This window comes from Kocuria sp. CPCC 204721 (assembly GCF_040980945.1).
In the GTDB taxonomy this organism is placed as follows: domain Bacteria; phylum Actinomycetota; class Actinomycetes; order Actinomycetales; family Micrococcaceae; genus Kocuria; species Kocuria marina.
Genome location: NZ_JAVKPO010000001.1, coordinates 477358 through 494314, shown reverse-complemented (window position 1 = coordinate 494314; position 16957 = coordinate 477358). Strand labels below are relative to the sequence as shown.

Below are 16957 nucleotides of genomic sequence, written 5' to 3'. Positions count from 1 at the left end.
AGTCCTCACGCTGGAACGGAAGTCGCTTACGCTCCAAAGACAGTTCAGCTCACACGTTGAACCTGAACTCCACCACATCCCCATCCTGCATCACGTACTCCTTACCCTCCATGCGCACCTTGCCCGCGGCCTTCGCGTCGGCCATGGACCCGGCGGCCATGAGGTCGTCGTAGGAGACGATCTCCGCCTTGATGAAGCCCCGCTCGAAGTCCGAGTGGATCACCCCGGCGGCCTTGGGGGCGGTGTCGCCCTGGTTGATGGTCCACGCGCGGGCCTCCTTGGGGCCGGCGGTGAGGTAGGTCTGCAGGCCCAGGGTGGAGAAGCCCACGCGGGCCAGTTTGTCCAGGCCGGATTCGTCCTGGCCCTCCATCTCCAGCATCTCGCGGGCCTCCTCCTCCGAGAGCTCCACCAGATCCGCTTCCAGCTTGGCGTCCAGGAACACGCACTGCGCGGGCGCCACCAGCGCCTCCAGCTCAGCCTGACGCTCGGGTGAGGACAGCACGCCCTCGTCCGCGTTGAACACGTAGATGAACGGCTTGGCGGTGAGCAGGTTCAGCTCGCGCAGGTTGTCGGTGTCGAGCTTCTCGGGCCCGGCGGCCTCGAAGATCGTGCGGCCCTCCGCCAGCACCTTCTCCGCTGCCTGGTACGCCGCGAGCTGCTCGGGCGAGCCCTTCTTGATCTTGACCTGCTTCTCCAGCTTGGGAATCGCGTTCTCCAGCGTCTGCAGGTCCGCCAGGATCAACTCGGTGTTGATGGTCTCCATGTCGGAGGCGGGATCGATCTTGCCGTCCACGTGGATCACGTCCGGGTCGTCGAACGCGCGCACCACCTGGGCGATCGCGTGGGCCTCACGGATGTTGGCCAGGAACTGGTTGCCCAGACCCTCCCCCTCGGACGCGCCCTTCACGATGCCCGCGATGTCCACGAACGACACCGTTGCCGGCACGATCTTCTGCGAGTCGAACAGCTCCGCGAGCTTGTCCAGCCGCTCGTCCGGCAGGTTCACCACGCCCACGTTCGGCTCGATGGTCGCGAACGGATAGTTCGCGGCGAGCACCGTGTTGCGCGTGAGCGCGTTGAACAGGGTTGATTTTCCGACGTTCGGCAGACCGACGATTCCAATAGTAAGAGCCACGGTCCGCCATCTTACCGGGGCCGCCCGACGACGCCGCCACGCGACTACGCGGCCCACCCCACCCCTGACACATGTCACGCCCCGCTCGTGACAATCAGCAGTTCAGCGCCGACACGCCGCACGGGAATCTGGACCCATGAACACCACACACCCACCGCAGCCCCACTCCCCCGTCATCCAGGTGCAGGACGCCGTCAAGACCTTCCGCACACGCTCCGAGACGGTCCGCGCCGTGCAGGGTGTCTCGCTGGAGATCCCGCGCGGCGGCGTCGTCGCCCTGCTGGGGCCGAACGGCGCCGGGAAGACGACCCTGCTGGACATGGTGCTCGGCATGAGCGAGCCCACCTCCGGCGCGGTGAGCGTGTGCGGCGAGCGCCCGCGCACCGCCGTGGCTCACGGGAAGGTGGGTGCGGTGCAGCAGGTGGGCGGGCTGCTCGCGGACCTGAGCGTGCGCGAGACCGTGACCATGATCGCGTCCCTCTACCCGGACCACCTGCCCGTGGACGAGGCGCTGGAACGGGCGGGGGCGGCGTCGTTCGCGCGCCGGAAGGTGGCCAAGTGCTCGGGCGGGCAGCAGCAGCGCGTCCGCTTCGCCCTGGCCCTGCTCCCGCGCCCCGAGCTGCTCGTGCTGGACGAGCCGACCGCGGGCATGGACGTGCAGTCCCGCACCGAGTTCTGGGACGCGATGCGCGCCGAGACCGAGCGCGGGCTCACGGTCGTGTTCGCCACGCACTACCTCCAGGAGGCGGAGGACGTCGCCGAGCGGATCGTCCTGATGGATGCCGGGCGTGTCACGTTCGACGGCTCCGTGGACGAGCTGCGCTCCACGTCTCGGCACCACACCGTCTCTTTCGTGTGGCCAACGGGCGAACCACTGCCCGAGTTCGCGGACGCCACCGTCTCGCGCCGCTCGGAGTCCCGCGTGCACCTGCGCACCGAGGACGCGGACGCCCTCGCGCGTGAGCTGCTGACCCGCACCCCCGCGAGCGCCCTGGAGATCTCCCGCGGCGGCCTGGACGAGGCGTTCGCGGCGTTGATCCATCGAGACGACGCGGCCGCGTGAACCCGCGCGCAGCGCACCGCGGGTGACCGCACCGTTCTCCCGCCCCTCCCCTCGCCCCGCAGCTCGTGCGCCCATAACCGCGCCCAGACCCCAAGGAGCCCGTCATGTCCCTGACCTACACCGCCCACGACGTCCTGCGGAACGTCCGCGCGATCCCCAACCTCGTCTTCGTGGCCCTGCTGCCCGCCGTGCTGTTCATCCTGTTCGGCGCGGTGCAGGGCTGGTCCGATGCCCGCCTGCCTGGGGGCAACGTGTCCGCGTACGTGATGGTGTCGATGGCCGTGTACGGGGCCGTCACCGCCACCACCGCGATCTCCGCCGGCGCGGCCGTGGAACGGTTGCAGGGCTGGGGTCGACAGCTCGCCCTGACCCCCATGGGCACGGGCGGCTACGCGGTCACCAAGGTGGCGGTGGCTCTGCTGATCGCGGTGCTGCCCGTGGTCATCGTGTTCCTGGTGGGAGCGTTCACCAACGCCTCGATGGACGACCTCTGGCGCTGGGCGCTGGCCGCCGTGCTGTGCGTGGTGGTCTCCGTGGTGTTCGCCCTCTACGGGCTCGCCGCGGGCCTGATCTTCCGCTCAGACACCGCCGTGGGGGCCGCCTCCGGCGCACTGGTGGTCTTTGCGTTCTTCGGCAACGTGTTCATGCCGCTCTCCGGCGGGATGCTGGCCGTCGCCCGCTTCACCCCCATGTATGGAATCGTGGGCATTGCCCGCTATCCCGTGACCGAAGGTGAGGTGGCCACCATGGGCGGTGCCCCGCAGACCGACAGCCTGCTGTGGCTCGTGGTCAACGCCGTGGCCTGGGCCGCCGTGTTCGGGATCATCGCGCTGCTGGCCGCCCGGACGTCCACGGCCCGCCGATGAGCGCCGCCACGCGGACCGCCCCGCGCCCACGCACCGAGGAGCCCGAGCACGACTGGTCCGACCTGCTGTTTGCCACCGTCTGGCTCGTGTTCCTCGTCATTCCCGCCGCGGCACTGCTGCAGAGTGACGAGCCGATCTGGGCCAGGGCCCTGGGACTGCTCGGACTGGTGCTCTTCGCCGGGCTCTACACGCTCTCCTGGATCCGGCAGATCCTGGTCCCGCGCCTGAGCGTGTTGGGCAACGCCGTGCTGTGGTGCGCGGTCCTGCTGGTGCCGCTCACCCTGTTGCTGCCGGCCTCGCCGTGGGGCATGACCTACACGGCCCCGTTCTTCGTGGCCGTGTGCGCGTTCCGGCTGCCCTTGCGCCAGGGCATCCTGGCCTCGCTCCTGATCGAGGTGGCGGCCCTGGTTCCGCTGCTCATGCTGCTCCCCCGGGAGCAGTGGTTCTGGCCGCTGTTCGGCCTGGTCCCGTCCGGGCTGATCATCCTGCTCTCCCGCTTCGCCGTGGATCGCTCCGAGACCCACGAGCGCCTGGCCCGCGAGCTCGAGGTCTCCCGGCAGCGCGAGGCCGTGGGCCGGGACGTCCACGACATCCTGGGCCACTCCCTCACGGTCATCACCGTCAAGACCCAGCTCGCCCAGCGTCTCGTGGAGACGGACCCGCAGCGCGCCGTCGCCGAGCTGGACGACGTCCTGGCCCTGTCCCGCGAAGCCCTCACGGATGTGCGCTCCACGGTCGGCAAGCTGCGGGACCTGGACCTGGGCGTCGAGCTCGTCCAGGCACGCGCCGCCCTGCGCGCCGCCGGCATCACCCCGCACCTGCCGTCCTCGGCCCCGACCCTGGACGCCGCCACCCGTTCCGCGTTCGCGTGGATCCTGCGCGAGGCCGTGACCAACGTGGTCCGCCACTCGGGCGCGGCGCACTGCCGCGTGACGCTCACCGGTTCGTCGCTGCGCATCGCGGACGACGGCGCGCGGGCCGCGGGTGCCTCCACTCACCACTCAGCGCGAACCGACACCGCCGCTCGTCCGGGCGGCGGGGGGCCCTCAACGAGCCGCCCGCGCCCCGACGACGCCGCGGCGGATGCTCCCTATCGGAACGGTGTGGGGCCTGTCGGCCCGGACACGCAGCGGCCGGTGCGTGCCGGGGCCCGCGGTGAGGCGGCGTCGTCGCGCTCCGGACCCGAGGCGAGCACCGGGGGCGGTGCCGCCGAACCGGAGCTGCGAGAGGGCAACGGCATCCGCGGCATGAAGGAGCGGGCTCATGCGGCGGGATGTGAGGTGACCGTGGCGCGGGATCCCCGGGGCGGCACGATCGTGGAGGTGAGGCGCGCATGACCGAGATCCGAGTGCTGATCGCGGACGACCAGGCCCTCGTGCGCGCCGGACTGGCCGCCCTGCTGGACCTGGAACCGGACATCACCGTGGTGGCCCAGGCCGCGGACGGCGCCGAGGCGGTCGCTCTTGCCGGGGAGCTCCCCGTGGACGTGGCCCTGTTGGACATTGAGATGCCCGGGCTCACTGGCCTGGATGCCACGGAGCGGATCGTGGCTGCCGGGTGCGGGACGCGGTGCCTGATGGTCACCACGTTCGATCGCCCCGGCTACCTGCGCCGCGCGTTCGACGCCGGGGCGTCCGGTTTCGTGGTCAAGGACACCCCCGCTGCGGAGCTCGCGGAGGCCATCCGGAAGGTGCACGCCGGACTGCGCGTGGTCGACCCGGCGCTGGCCGAGAAGTCCCTGTTGGCCGGGCCGAACCCCCTGACCCCGCGGGAGCGGGACGTGCTGCGCGAAGCGTCCCACGGTGCCTCGGCGGGGCAGATCGCCCGGGCCCTGCACCTCTCCGCGGGGACGGTGCGCAACCACCTGTCGTCGGCGATCGGCAAGACGGCCACGACGAACCGCGCCGAGGCCGCGGCGGTGGCCGCCCGCAACGGGTGGCTGTAGCGGCCATGGCGCCGCCCCGCGCTGCTTGTGCGTGTCGGACGGCCTTGTCACAGTGAGCGCATGGACGCTTCCGTGATGGCTCAGGTGTGGTGGTTGTGGGCGCTGTTCGCCCTGGTGGTGGGCAGTGTGCTCGGGTACGTCGTGGCGGCTGTGAAGGGCAAGCGGTTCGAGAACGAGCTGGAGCAGGTCCAGGCCCAGCGGATGGCCGCCCTGCAGGACGCCGCGGCCGCCCGCTCGGCCCAGGAGCAGCTGGCGGAGCGCGTGGAGTCCCTCGAGGCCCGCGCCGTGCAGGACCAGGACGTCATGCGTGCCCTGGCGCCACTCAACGAGCAGCTCTCCTCCGTGGGACGCCACGTGAACCAGCTGGAGCGGGACCGCGCCGCGCAGTTCGGCGCCGTGGCCCAGGCGCTGGAGGCCGCTCGCACCACGGACCAGCAGCTGCTTCAGGCCACCGGGTCATTGGAGTCCTCCTTGCGCTCCACCACGGCACGCGGGGCGTGGGGCGAGATGCAGCTGCGCCGCGTGGTGGAGGCCGCCGGCATGACCCGGCACGTGGATTTCGCCGAGCAGTCCGTGCGTACCACGGACAGCGGCGTGCAGCGACCGGACATGGTGGTCAACCTGCCCGGTGCGCAGACCGTGGTGGTAGATGCCAAGGCCCCCATGAACTCGTACTTGGACGCCCAGGCGGTCCCGTCGGACGGCGCGGCAGAGAGCGAGCAGCGCCGCGCCCAGTTGCTCGTGGCCCACGCCAAAGCACTGCGCTCCCACGTGAACACCCTGGGCACCAAGAGGTACTGGTCCGCGGAGGAGAACTCCCCCGAGCTCGTGATGTGTTTCGTGCCCATCGAGTCCGCGCTCGCCGCTGCCCTGGACGCGGATGCGTCCCTGTTGGAGTACGCCGCGCGCAACAACGTGGCGTTGGTGTCCCCCGTGTCCCTGTTGGCCGCCCTCAAGGCCGTGGCATTCAGCTGGCGTCAGGCCACCCTCACGGACAATGCGCGGGAGCTCTACCGGTTGTCGCGGGAGCTGTACGACCGCATGGGTGCGGTGGGCAAACACCTGGCCGACATGGGCGGGTCACTGCGGCGCTCCGTGGACGGGTACAACAAACTCGTGGGGTCGCTGGAATCACGGGTGCTGCCCTCTGCCCGGAAGATCGCCGAGCTGGATCCCACGAGCACGGGAACCGATGCCCTGGACACCAAACCCGTGGACTCGGTCCCCCGTCCGGTCACGGCCACGGAGTTCGTGCGGGACTGAGGCGGGCGGGCGTTCCTTCCGGGCGCGAGCGCGGCAGGAAGCGGTCCGGCCGGAACGGTGGGTCACTGCGCAGCGATCGCGCCGGGAGCAGAGCCCGCACGCCAGCCCTCCCCAATCGCGAGCGGCTCCGAACGGAGCGGCGGGGATCAGCGGGTGGGCTTGGCCCCGCGGCCGCCCAACCGACGGGACGTGTCCCCGTCCTGGGCCAGCTTGGCGCGCAATTCCTTGGGCAGGGAGAACAGAATGTCTTCCTGGGCGGTGACCACTTCGTCCACGGACGAGTAGCCGTACTCCGCGAGCAGGTCCAGGACCTGGCGCACGAGGACCTCGGGAACCGAAGCACCGGAGGTCACGCCGACGGTTGCGACACCCTCGAACCAGGACTCGTCCACCTGGTGGGCGAAGTCCACGCGTTCGGCGCGCCGGGCCCCGTACTCGAGGGCCACCTCCTTGAGGCGCACGGAGTTCGACGAGTTGGCCGAGCCCACCACGATCACCAGGTCCGCTTGCGGGGCGATCTCCTTGATCGCCGCCTGGCGGTTGGAGGTCGCGTAGCAGATGTCGTCGCTGGGGGGATCGATCATGTTGGGGAACCGGGCGCGCAGCCGGTTCACGGTCTCCATGGTCTCGTCCACGCTCAACGTGGTCTGGGACAGCCACACGAGTTTGTCCGGGTCCTGGACCTCGATGCTGTCCACGTCCTCCGGGGAGTTCACGATCTGGATGTGTTCGGGGGCCTCCCCGAACGTGCCCTCGACCTCTTCGTGGCCCACGTGGCCGATGAGCAGGATCTCGTAGTCGCTCTTGGCGAAGCGCACGGCCTCGCGGTGCACCTTGGTCACGAGCGGGCACGTGGCGTCGATGGTGTGGAGGTTGCGGTCGTGGGCGGACTGCACCACGGCCGGAGACACCCCGTGGGCGGAGAACACCAGCAGGGAGCCCTCAGGCACCTCGTCCGTCTCCTCCACGAAGATCGCACCGCGCTCCTCGAGGGTCTGGACCACGTGCTTGTTGTGCACGATCTCCTTGCGCACGTACACCGGAGCACCGTAGTGCTCGAGCGCCTTCTCCACGGCGATCACCGCGCGATCCACGCCCGCGCAGTATCCGCGCGGCGCGGCCAACAGGACCTTGCGCTCTCCGGTGACCGGAGCGGCGTCGGCAATTTCCTGGGGGGTGCGACGAACCCGGGGAACGGTGGGCATGGACAGGTCAACCACAGTGGACATGTCCTTAATGGTAAGTGACCATACGGGAGCGCACCACGGCGCCGATCACACCCACCAGGGCCACGCACGCGGCACCGATCATGCCCGTAACGCTGCGTCCCACGAAGGATTCTCGCAGCAGGGTGATGATCTGTTCCGTGACCAGGTGCGCCACGGGTTCCACACCGGACGCGTCCACCACGGAGCTCGCGGCCCACAGCACCACGGCGAGCAGGACACCGGTGAACAGCACACCGGCCAGGCCCACCCCGGCGATCGCGAGCCACCGCCGCGGGCTGACCACCACGGCGAGCACCGCGAGCAGCGCCACGAGCCACGGCAGGGCATACCGCCATGGGGCGAGCCCCACCAGGGCGTCCAGCACGCGACCGGTCTCGGCACCGGGGACCGTCATGGTCAGATCGTTGCGGGCGATCCCCGGGGAGATCCCGATGACGTCCTCGACCTGGTGATCCACGGCGGCGCCCAACGCGGTGGCGTCCACCACGAGGTGTTCGGGCGCGTCCGCGGAATCGGCACTCAGGGGGACGTTCGCGTCGTGGGTGTCCTGCAGGACCTGGATCCACGTCCCCTGTTGCTCGGGGGCGGTGAGCCAGGACTGTGCGGCGGTGATCGCCGTTTCCCGGACCCGCTCGATGGCCTGGTCCACGGGTTCGATCCCGATCTCGACGTCGCTCAGGGCGCTGAACGTCGCGCGGTCCAGGACGGTGCGCACGAGTTCGTCCTGGAAGGTCGTCTCGGTGACCACGGCCGCCGCGGTGTCCTGGAACCCCGAGGGCGAGAGCAGGTGGTCCTGGATCCAGGTCAGCCCCAGCCACGCGGCGAACCCCGCACCGGCCAGGATCGCGCACAGGGCGGCGCACAGGCTGCGCAGCAGCGCCGCGGGACGGGATGACGGAGATGAGCTCACGACTCCAATGTACGGAGAACCGGCTGTGCGTGTCCCCGTCGGGTGATACTTATGTCCCATGAGTACGTGGCCCCCGAGCGAAGACACCGGCGCACCGGAACGCCCCGCCGAGACGCCCCGGTTGGCGCGGGACACCACACCGGAGAATCCGTGGCCGCTCAGCAAGCTGTCGTACGGGCTGCATGGGTGGATCGAACGCGCACCTGCGGCCTGGGTCGAGGGTCAGGTGATCGAGGTCAACCACCGCGCCCGCGTCTCCTACGTGACGCTGCGCGACCTCCACGACGAGGTCTCGGTCAGCGTCACCATGTTCAAGGCGGAGATGTCCCGGTTGGAGCGCCCCCTCGAACGGGGCTCCCGGGTGATCGTCAACCTCAAGGCGGATCTGTACGTCAAGACCGGGCGGCTGTCCATGATCGGGCGGGACATCCGCCCCGTGGGTCTGGGGGACCTCCTGGAACGCCTCGAACGATTGCGGCGAGCGCTCGCGGAAGAGGGTCTGTTCGATCCCGCCCACAAGAAACCCCTCCCGGTGCTGCCCCACCGGGTCGGGTTGATCACCGGGCGCAATTCCGATGCCGAGAAGGACGTGGTGCGCAACGCCACCAACCGGTGGCCGGGTGTGCAATTCGAGATCCGCGAGGTTCCGGTCCAGGGAGCCGGTTCGGCGCGCGCCGTGGTCCAAGCCCTCGTGGAACTCGACGCCATGGATGCCGTGGACGTGATCGTGATCGCCCGCGGCGGGGGCGCGTTCGAGGACCTGTTGTCGTTCAGCGACGAATCCGTGCTGCGCGCGGTGTTCGCCGCCCACACGCCGGTCGTCAGCGCGATCGGTCACGAGAACGACCAACCGCTGCTGGATTACGTCGCGGACCTGCGCGCCTCCACCCCCACGGACGCGGGCAAACGCATCGTCCCGGACGTGCACGAGGAACGCCTTCGCATTGCCCAGGCGCGCGGGGCCCTGGACCGTGCCGTGGCCACCATGATCGAGCGCGAACACCAGGGGCTCGAGACCATGCGGTCCCGGCCCTCCTTGGCCCAGCCGGACTCCATGATCCTGGTCCGTGAGGAGGACCTGGATCGCTGGCGTTCGCGCGCGTGGTCCGCGGTGAACGCCCAGACCGTGCGAGCGCAGGACACGGTGGCCCAGATGCGCGCCCGCGTGCGTGCTCTGTCCCCGCAGCAGACATTGGAGCGCGGTTACGCGGTCGTGCAGACCCCGGACGGTTCGGTCCTCACCGATGCACGCGACGTCTCCGAGGGGCAGGACCTCACCGTGCGCCTGGCCGCCGGGGAACTCGGGGTGAATGTCACCTCCCGCACCAACCGCCAGCCCGGGGACCACTGAACCCCGCCCTTCGATCTCCTCGACCCCACCGGAAGGACACACCGTGGCACAGCAGAACAGCAGCGAGCAGCCCAGCACCGGACAGGACGATTCCCGCCTCGGCGGCTCGGCCGGAACCCGCCCCGATCTCTCGGACGTGGACGGTCTGAGCTACGAGCAGGCCCGCGAACAGCTCGTGGAGACCGTGGCCCGGCTCGAAGCGGGCGGCACCACCCTGGAGGAGTCCCTCCACCTGTGGGAACGGGGCGAGGCCCTGGCCACCCGCTGCGAGCAGTGGCTCGACGGCGCCCGCGAACGCCTCGACGCCGCCCGCGCCCGGCGCGAGGAGAACCGGGAGCAGGCGGCGTCGGAGGACTGACGCGCCGTCGTCGGGTGGACGCAGTGGAGTCCGGTCACCAGTAAACCCCTGGAGCGGCCCGGCCACGTCACCCCGTGGTGAGACGTCGCCCGGACCGCGGTCGGGGTCAGGAACCGGCTACTGGTGGTACCCGGAGAGGAACTCGCCGAGTCGATCCAGCGCGGTGTCCAGCATGTCCACCGCGGGCAGCGTGACCAGGCGGAAGTGGTCCGGCTTGCCCCAGTTGAACGCGGTGCCGTGGCTGAGCAGGATCTTCTGTTCCTTGAGCAGGTCTAGTGCGAAGCGCTCGTCGTCCACGATCCCGAACTTCTCCACGTCCAGCTTGGGGAAGAGGTAGAGCGCACCGTGGGCCTGCTCGCACGTGATGCCGTCGATCTCGTTGAGCTTGCGGTGGGCGATGTCCCGCTGGGCCTTGAGCCGCCCGCCGGGGAGGATGAGGTCGTTGATCGACTGGTATCCACCCAGCGCCGTCTGGATCGCGTGCTGTGCGGGCACGTTCGCGCACATGCGCATGTTGGCGAGCAGCTTGATGCCCTCCAGGTAGGACTCCGCCCGCCAGTTCGGCCCGGTGATCGCGAGCCACCCGGAGCGGTAGCCGGCCACCCGGTACGCCTTGGACAGGCCCGAGAACGTCAGGCACAGCACGTCCTCGCCCGTGAGGCTCGCGGTGTTGATCATCTCGGCGTCGTCGTAGGTGATCTTCTCGTAGATCTCGTCCGAGAACAGGATGAGCTCGTGTTCCTTGGCCAGGTTCACGATCTTCTGCAGGGTCTCGCGTGAGTAGACCGCACCCGTGGGGTTGTTGGGGTTGATGATCACGATGCCCTTGGTGCGCGAGGTGATCTTGGATTCCATGTCCTCGAGATCCGGGTTCCACCCGTTCTCCTCGTCGCACGTGTAATGCACGGGCGTGCCGCCGGACAGCGCCACCGAAGCCGTCCACAGGGGGTAGTCCGGTGAGGGGATGAGGATCTCGTCGCCCGGATTGCACAGTGCCTGCAAGGTCATGGTGATCAGCTCGGAGACACCGTTGCCCAGGTAGACGTCGTCTGTGTCCAGGTTCATGATCCCGCGCGTCTGGTAGTACTGCACCACCGCGGTGCGCGCGGAGTAGATGCCCCGGGAGTCCGAGTAGCCCTGCGCGTTCGGCAGGTTCTTGATCATGTCCACCAGGATGGCGTCCGGTGCCTCGAAGCCGAAGGGTGCGGGGTTGCCGATGTTCAGGCGCAGGATGCGCTGACCCGCGGCCTCCATCTTCTCCGCCTGCTCAAGCACGGGCCCGCGGATGTCATAGAGGACGTTCTTCAGTTTGTCGGACTGTTTCACCTTAGCCATGGGGTCACCATACTCGGCGCCCCCATCCCGATTCGGTCGGCACGCGGCGGTGCTCCGCGGCTCAAGGGCCCACGGCGTCGCTCGCTGCCTCCCGTCGCACGTCAGCACTTCTCGGATCACGTCAGCGCGGTTGCTCGCGTAGGAACGTCGCCGTCTGTTCGGGGCTCATCGCGGGATCGGACCCGCCCGCGAGCCGGGTGATGGTCGTCAGGTCCTCCGACGTGAGATCTGCCGAGACCGCGTTCGCCGAGGCCACCGCCCGGTCGTCCATGTCCTCGGAGCTGAGCACCACCGCGCGCTCCGGGCGAAACAGTCGGTTCGGGTCGTCCAGTTCCACGAGCCCGTCGTCGTCGATCGCGGGTTCGGAGGAACGCAGCACCGCGGCCTGCACCTCGTCGCTCAGCAGAGCATTCACGAGCTCACCGGTGGTCGCGAACTCCGGCGCCCCCTTGGGCGCGCAGTCGTAATACGCCTTCAGCCCGCGCTCCCCCTGGGCGCTGTCCGCGTAGCCACGGGCCATCCCCACGGCCATCTCGGGGCAGTGCTCCCCGATCGTGTTCAGGCCCCCCAGGTTGTACTGCGCGTTCGTCGCGGCCGTGACCACCACGCGGTCCGTACGTTGCGCGGACGACGAATCGAGCACGGTCAGCCCGCGCGGCAGTGCCCCGGGCAGGGCGCGGTACACGTCGTCGTCGGACGGCCCGGTCTCCCCCGTGATGCCGAGCAACTGCCCGAGCGAGTCCAGCAGCCCGCGCGGGGTGTCCGTGTCCGGGGCGGGGGAACGCATGGACGAGGGGCTCACAATCGGTTGCGGCGAGGCCGGCCGCTCGTTCTGCCGCGCGTACACGTACAAATCACCGGTGAAGTCGGGGACCATGGTCGCGCGGCCGGCCTGCAGTGCGTCCACGATCTGTTCGCGCGTGGTCCCCACGTCCACCACGCTCGCGGTGATCCCGTCCGCGGCCAGCCGCTGTTGATACAGGTGCGCCAGCACGCGGGTCTGCAGGTCCACACCGGTCGCGATCTTGACGGTGGACTCCCCCGTGGCGTTCGACGACGCCGCCTGGCTCGCCGTCTCCGTGTCCGGCCCGCCGGTCCCGCCGCCCTCGCCGCACGCGCTCAGCAGGAGGGCGCCGCTCGCGAGCGCGACGACGGCGCGCAGCCGCACCCCGTGACTCACCGGTCCCGGCCGGGCTCGGTGGCCACGTCCTGCTCGGGGATGTCCTCGGGTGGGGTGTCCGGGTCCGCGACGGCGCTCGTGAGCCCGGCGAGTCGCAGGCCCTGGTCCACGAGGTCCAGGCGCTTGAGGGAGTCGATGCGTGCGATCGGGAACCACGCGGCGTCGTCGGAGGAACCGTTCTGCTCGACCGCCAGCTCACCGCCCGTGACGTGGGCGGTGTACAGGACGCGGCACGCGTGATTGCCACGGGGCTGACCGTCCAGGCGCTGCTCGGGGGTCATCCAGTAGCTGTGCACGCCCACCAGGCCATCCGATTCCACGTGGAAACCGGTCTCCTCGAAGACCTCCCGGATCATGGTCTGCTCCGGTTGCTCCCCCGGTTCCATGCCGCCGCCGGGAAGGGTCCACGCGCCGTCGAACCCCGGGTGACGGGGGTTCCAGTGCGTCAACAGCACGTGCTCGTCGCGGGTGATCAGGGCATAAGCGCCCACGCGGGAATCGAACGGCTTGCTCATGAGCGCCAGTCTACTGACGCGTTCCGGGTGACCCCTGACAGCGGACCGGTTTCCCCGGGGCGGTGCGGGCGCGGCAGGGTGCGGTCGGTGCGGCGCGCGGGCGGGGCCCATAATGTCCGGGTGAGCATCGTGGAGAACGCCATTTACCGCAACGGGCGCAGGGTCGAGTCGCCCCGGTCCCTCGAGGAGACGTACGACCTGCTGCAGCGGATGCTGGAGCATCCCGGGGAGCCCTCCGCGTCCGAGAGCGGGGACACGGTCGTGGCGTGGATCGGGCTGTACCGGCCCGATCCGGACGAGACCCGCTCGCTCGCCGAGCACTTCCACCTGCACGAGCTCGCGGTCGAGGACACCGTCCAGGCGCACCAGCGCCCCAAGATGGAACGCTACGGCGAGACGCTGTTCACCGTGATCCGCCCGGCGGTCTACCAGGACGCGACCGAGACCGTGGAGATCGGTGAGATCCACATCTTCACCGGACCCCATTTCGTGATCACCATCCGCCACTCCGAGTCCAGCGGCGTGGGGCGGGTGCGTAAGCGGGTCGAGGAGGACCGGGAGCTGTTGTGCTTCGGTCCGGACGGCGTGCTGTACGCGTTGCTGGACCAGATCGTGGACGACTACTTCCCCGTGCTCGACGGTCTCGAGAACGACATCGACGAGATCGAGGACGCCCTGTTCGCCGGGCAGCCGAACGTCTCGCAACGGATCTATGAGCTCGCCCGGGAGATCAACGACTTCCACCGCGGGGTGGCCCCACTCAGCAACGTGATGCAGCGTTACTTCACGGGCTTCACCAAGTACGGTACGCACGAGGAACTGCAGCACCGGTTGCGGGACGTGCTGGATCACGTGATCCAGGTCAGCGGGAAGCTCGAATCCATGCGGGCCTCGCTCACCGACGCCATGAGCGTGGATTCCACCCTCACCACGGCGCGGCAGAACGAGGCCGCCATGCAGCAGAACGAACAGATGAAGAAGATCTCCTCGTGGGCAGCGATCCTCTTCGCGCCGTCCATCGTGGGCTCGATCTACGGCATGAACTTCACCCACATGCCCGAGCTCGACTGGCGCCTGGGTTACCCCATGTCCCTGGGCCTCATGCTGCTCGTGGCCGTGGTGCTCTACGCGGTGTTCAAGGTCAAGAACTGGTTGTGAGGCGCGCAGCACGTCGGTTCGCTGGGGCGCGGACGGGCCGCACGGTAGGACGGTCCGGGGGCGACGTCGGCGGGTGACGTCCGCGGGCGACGTCGTCCGGCGGTCCTCTCGGAGGCCGCTCCCGCTCCGCGTTGAGCGGGCACGCACCCCGGGCCATTACCCTGGCGGGGATGGACAACTGGGAATTCTGGCTCGACAAACCGTTCCGCGTGGTGCTCGTGTTGCTGGGCGCCGTGGTGGTCTCCGCGCTCGTGCGCCTGCTGATCCGCAAGATCACCCGGGGGATTGCACGCGGCACCCAATCGCGGATCATCAAGCGCTTCGACCACGGGCAGGCCCGCTGGGTGCAGGACGCGGGGCTGGCATCCGAACGCCAGAGCCTGCGGGCCAGGACCATCGGAGCGGTGCTCTCGTCCGTGTCCACCGTGGCGGTGTGGGCGATCGCGATCCTCATGATCATCTCGGAACTCGGGTACAACATCGGGCCGGTGCTCGCCTCCGCGGGCATCGCGGGCGTGGCGCTGTCCTTCGGCGCGCAATCCCTGGTCAAGGACTACCTCTCCGGGATCTTCATGGTCGCGGAGGACCAATTGGGCATCGGTGACTCCGTAGATCTTGGTGAGGCCGTGGGCACCGTGGAGAACGTGGGGTTGCGCGTGACCCAGGTCCGGGACGTGAAGGGCACCCTGTGGCACGTGCGCAATGGCGAGATCCTGCGCGTGGGCAATCAGTCCCAGGGCTGGGCCCGCTGTGTCCTGGACATCCCCGTGCCCTACGACACCAACATCGACCTGATCGCGGACATGATCGAACACGAAGCCCGGCTCGTGCGTGACGATCCGGACGTGGGTCCCAGCATCGTCGCGGACCCCGAGGTGTGGGGTGTGGAGAACATCTCGGGTGAGAGCATCACGATCCGGTTGGCCGTCAAGACCGCTCCCCTCGAGCAGTGGGACGTGGCCCGCGTGATGCGGGTGCGGATCAAAAAAATGCTCGACCGGGACGGGCTGCGCATCCCGCTGACCAACCAGGTCACGGTGCGCACGGGGGCCGAGCCCGAGACACAGGGAGAAGCACCCACCACGTCCTTCCCCGTGCCGCGTGTGCCTACGACCGGCAAGCTGCGCACCACCCCGGTGCGCCCCGAACCCGTGGACGTGGACAGCCACACCCCGGACGGCCGCACCCCCAGCCGCGACGAGTCCGGCGAGGGAACCACGTCCGCGGAACGCCGCGGGGACGGCTGAGCGCGGGCCGTCAGCTCCGCTTCCGGCGAACTCCCCCACCCCGGGAGGGCCGCCCGCGTCCCGGTTTCGCTGCGCTACGCTTCCCCGCCGATGACGCTGCTCGCCTGTCCCTGTCACGGGCCCCATCCTTGGTGCGGTCGCCGTCTCGCGGTGTTTCCCTGCCACTGGACTCCTTACGGCCACGCACGATCCCCACGAACCGCTGCACCGTGTCCTCGCCCTCGTCATCCAGGCCGCGGGGCCACACGAGGACCACGGGAACGGTGGGGGCGTCCGTGAGTTCTCTCAAGGTCACGTCCTTGCGGGCATGCAGGCGCGCCACGGACATCGGCAGTACCACGGGGCCCACGCCGGCGGCGGCGAGTTCGACGGCCATGGCGGCGTCGTCGATGTCGGCGTGCGCTTGCGGGGTGGACTCCTCGGTGAGCTGCGCCGGGGTGAGGGAGTCGAGGACGGTCAGGAGGTCGTCGGTGCTCAGCACCGCCACCTGCAGCTCGTCATAGAGGTGCACCGCATTGTGGGTGACCCGCAGGTCCTCGAGCGAGGGATCCCCCGGCGCCCAGCCGAGCCGGACGAAGCACGCGGTGACGGCGGCGTCGTCGAGCGCGGAGCGCCATTCCGCGACCGGGACCAGGACGTCCCGCAGCTCGGGGCGCATCCTGCGCTCGCGCCACCGGCCAAACCACTTGCCGGGCATGACACCGGGGACGTACCCCACGGTGAACGCGCCCGGCTCCGCGGGCTCAGAGGGGGGTGTCGGGGTGTCCGCTGCGGTCATGCTCCCACCCTAAGTGCACCCGTGCGTGCGCCATGTCCGGGCCTGTCCGAGTTGGGCTCCCAGGCCCATCGCGGCGGGGCGTACGTGTCCGTGACGCGTGGATGTGCGAAAACCGGCGCGGAGGGCTAGAGTGTTCCCTGTTGTTCGGGGCTTTAGCTCAGTTGGTAGAGCGTTTCGTTCGCAATGAAAAGGTCAGGGGTTCGATTCCCCTAAGCTCCACCCAAAGTGTCTTACGGGAACACGCGACATCGGAAGATGTTGAGTGTTCCCGTTTGGGCTTCTTGCTGTCCGTGGCGGTGTCCGCCTCGTTGACGATGGTGGCGAACGGTTCGGCGAGGCGTGGGCGTAGCTGCTCGTCGTCGGTGATCTCCAGTCGCGTGTAGAACGCCTGGTTCGCGAGTCTCCGGTTCCCGTCATCCGAATACGCGTAGGCGCGGTGAGCGTCCGTCAGCAGCCGGAGGGAGTCCTGGAGGAACGCCCGTGCCCCGGAGTGGTATTCGTCATGCTGGGCGAGGCGCTGCTCGATGTCAGCGAGGCCCACACGGATACGGTCCTGGTGGCGCTTCAACGTCGGTAAGTCGCTCGCATCGGCGAAGTGCGCCGCGAGAAGCTTGTCGCTCTCTG

Annotated in this window: 16 protein-coding genes and 1 tRNA gene; 10 read left to right on the top strand and 7 right to left on the bottom strand. The window is 69.4% G+C overall.

Translation table 11 applies throughout. The features are described 5' to 3' along the window. Positions 1-49: 49 nt before the first annotated feature. Complete coding sequence (gene ychF / locus RF637_RS02345) at positions 50-1135, bottom strand: redox-regulated ATPase YchF (RefSeq protein WP_368844051.1); 1086 nt, start codon at positions 1133-1135, stop codon at positions 50-52. 136 nt (positions 1136-1271) lie between these two features. On the opposite strand from ychF, the gene RF637_RS02340 reads away from it, so the two are divergent. The 5 genes from RF637_RS02340 to RF637_RS02320 all read left to right on the top strand — a co-directional run bounded on the left by RF637_RS02340 (position 1272) and on the right by RF637_RS02320 (position 6272). Further along, a complete protein-coding gene (locus tag RF637_RS02340) occupies positions 1272-2198 on the top strand; it encodes an ABC transporter ATP-binding protein (RefSeq protein ID WP_368844050.1) in 927 nt (308 codons plus the stop codon). A 104-nt stretch (positions 2199-2302) separates the two neighbouring features. Next, the gene (locus RF637_RS02335) at positions 2303-3064 is read left to right on the top strand and encodes an ABC transporter permease (RefSeq protein WP_368844048.1); all 762 of its coding nucleotides are present in this window, start codon (positions 2303-2305) and stop codon (positions 3062-3064) included. Beyond that, positions 3061-4401, top strand: a complete 1341-nt coding sequence (locus RF637_RS02330; RefSeq protein ID WP_368844047.1) for a sensor histidine kinase — start codon at positions 3061-3063, stop codon at positions 4399-4401. The genes RF637_RS02335 and RF637_RS02330 overlap by 4 nt, the downstream gene beginning before the upstream one ends. Then, positions 4398-5009, top strand: coding sequence for a response regulator (locus RF637_RS02325; protein ID WP_368844046.1), 612 nt, complete (start codon positions 4398-4400; stop codon positions 5007-5009). The genes RF637_RS02330 and RF637_RS02325 overlap by 4 nt, the downstream gene beginning before the upstream one ends. 60 nt (positions 5010-5069) lie before the next feature. Further along, positions 5070-6272, top strand: a complete 1203-nt coding sequence (locus tag RF637_RS02320) for a DNA recombination protein RmuC (protein ID WP_368844045.1) — start codon at positions 5070-5072, stop codon at positions 6270-6272. A 146-nt stretch (positions 6273-6418) separates the two neighbouring features. Here the strand turns inward: RF637_RS02320 and RF637_RS02315 are convergent, their stop codons facing one another. Continuing rightward, positions 6419-7501 (bottom strand): 4-hydroxy-3-methylbut-2-enyl diphosphate reductase, encoded by a 1083-nt coding sequence (locus RF637_RS02315; protein WP_162229180.1) that lies wholly within the window; start codon positions 7499-7501, stop codon positions 6419-6421. 4 nt (positions 7502-7505) lie between these two features. Next, positions 7506-8411, bottom strand: coding sequence for a hypothetical protein (locus RF637_RS02310; RefSeq protein ID WP_368834968.1), 906 nt, complete (start codon positions 8409-8411; stop codon positions 7506-7508). Between the two features lie 58 nt (positions 8412-8469). On the opposite strand from RF637_RS02310, the gene xseA reads away from it, so the two are divergent. Together xseA and RF637_RS02300 are read left to right on the top strand one after the other, a co-directional pair. Then, positions 8470-9762 (top strand): exodeoxyribonuclease VII large subunit, encoded by a 1293-nt coding sequence (gene xseA / locus RF637_RS02305; protein WP_368844044.1) that lies wholly within the window; start codon positions 8470-8472, stop codon positions 9760-9762. A 136-nt stretch (positions 9763-9898) separates the two neighbouring features. Next, entirely contained in the window at positions 9899-10120 is a 222-nt protein-coding gene (locus RF637_RS02300) for an exodeoxyribonuclease VII small subunit (RefSeq protein WP_231885648.1), read from the top strand. 117 nt (positions 10121-10237) lie between these two features. On the opposite strand, the gene RF637_RS02295 is transcribed toward RF637_RS02300, so the two are convergent. The 3 genes from RF637_RS02295 to RF637_RS02285 all read right to left on the bottom strand — a co-directional run bounded on the left by RF637_RS02295 (position 10238) and on the right by RF637_RS02285 (position 13150). Beyond that, positions 10238-11455, bottom strand: a complete 1218-nt coding sequence (locus tag RF637_RS02295) for a pyridoxal phosphate-dependent aminotransferase (protein WP_368844043.1) — start codon at positions 11453-11455, stop codon at positions 10238-10240. A gap of 121 nt (positions 11456-11576) precedes the next feature. Beyond that, positions 11577-12635 (bottom strand): glycine betaine ABC transporter substrate-binding protein, encoded by a 1059-nt coding sequence (locus RF637_RS02290; RefSeq protein ID WP_368844042.1) that lies wholly within the window; start codon positions 12633-12635, stop codon positions 11577-11579. Next, a complete protein-coding gene (locus RF637_RS02285; protein WP_239320782.1) occupies positions 12632-13150 on the bottom strand; it encodes an NUDIX hydrolase in 519 nt (172 codons plus the stop codon). Before RF637_RS02285 ends, RF637_RS02290 begins: the two co-directional genes overlap by 4 nt. 120 nt (positions 13151-13270) lie before the next feature. On the opposite strand from RF637_RS02285, the gene corA reads away from it, so the two are divergent. Together corA and RF637_RS02275 are read left to right on the top strand one after the other, a co-directional pair. Further along, entirely contained in the window at positions 13271-14308 is a 1038-nt protein-coding gene (gene corA, locus RF637_RS02280) for a magnesium/cobalt transporter CorA (RefSeq protein WP_085106458.1), read from the top strand. 170 nt (positions 14309-14478) lie between these two features. Then, positions 14479-15555 carry a mechanosensitive ion channel family protein gene (locus RF637_RS02275; RefSeq protein ID WP_085106457.1) on the top strand — a complete coding sequence of 359 codons (1077 nt, stop codon included), beginning with the start codon at positions 14479-14481 and terminating at the stop codon, positions 15553-15555. A gap of 10 nt (positions 15556-15565) precedes the next feature. On the opposite strand, the gene RF637_RS02270 is transcribed toward RF637_RS02275, so the two are convergent. Then, positions 15566-16333: a LysR substrate-binding domain-containing protein gene (locus tag RF637_RS02270; RefSeq protein ID WP_368844041.1), complete on the bottom strand. Its 768-nt coding sequence runs from the start codon at positions 16331-16333 to the stop codon at positions 15566-15568. Between the two features lie 146 nt (positions 16334-16479). Here RF637_RS02270 and RF637_RS02265 point away from each other — a divergent pair. Continuing rightward, positions 16480-16552, top strand: a tRNA-Ala gene (locus RF637_RS02265). Positions 16553-16957: the final 405 nt, after the last annotated feature.

What these genes read in the sequence shown, in the direction of transcription:
- RF637_RS02340 (WP_368844050.1), top strand. Translation starts at nt 1,272, where the DNA reads ATGAACACCACACACCCACCGCAGCCCCACTCCCCCGTCATCCAGGTG.
- RF637_RS02335 (WP_368844048.1), top strand. Translation starts at nt 2,303, where the DNA reads ATGTCCCTGACCTACACCGCCCACGACGTCCTGCGGAACGTCCGCGCG.
- RF637_RS02330 (WP_368844047.1), top strand. Translation starts at nt 3,061, where the DNA reads ATGAGCGCCGCCACGCGGACCGCCCCGCGCCCACGCACCGAGGAGCCC.
- RF637_RS02325 (WP_368844046.1), top strand. Translation starts at nt 4,398, where the DNA reads ATGACCGAGATCCGAGTGCTGATCGCGGACGACCAGGCCCTCGTGCGC.
- RF637_RS02320 (WP_368844045.1), top strand. Translation starts at nt 5,070, where the DNA reads ATGGACGCTTCCGTGATGGCTCAGGTGTGGTGGTTGTGGGCGCTGTTC.
- RF637_RS02315 (WP_162229180.1), bottom strand. Translation starts at nt 7,501, where the DNA reads ATGTCCACTGTGGTTGACCTGTCCATGCCCACCGTTCCCCGGGTTCGT.
- xseA (WP_368844044.1), top strand. Translation starts at nt 8,470, where the DNA reads ATGAGTACGTGGCCCCCGAGCGAAGACACCGGCGCACCGGAACGCCCC.
- RF637_RS02295 (WP_368844043.1), bottom strand. Translation starts at nt 11,455, where the DNA reads ATGGCTAAGGTGAAACAGTCCGACAAACTGAAGAACGTCCTCTATGAC.
- RF637_RS02285 (WP_239320782.1), bottom strand. Translation starts at nt 13,150, where the DNA reads ATGAGCAAGCCGTTCGATTCCCGCGTGGGCGCTTATGCCCTGATCACC.
- RF637_RS02275 (WP_085106457.1), top strand. Translation starts at nt 14,479, where the DNA reads ATGGACAACTGGGAATTCTGGCTCGACAAACCGTTCCGCGTGGTGCTC.
- RF637_RS02270 (WP_368844041.1), bottom strand. Translation starts at nt 16,333, where the DNA reads ATGACCGCAGCGGACACCCCGACACCCCCCTCTGAGCCCGCGGAGCCG.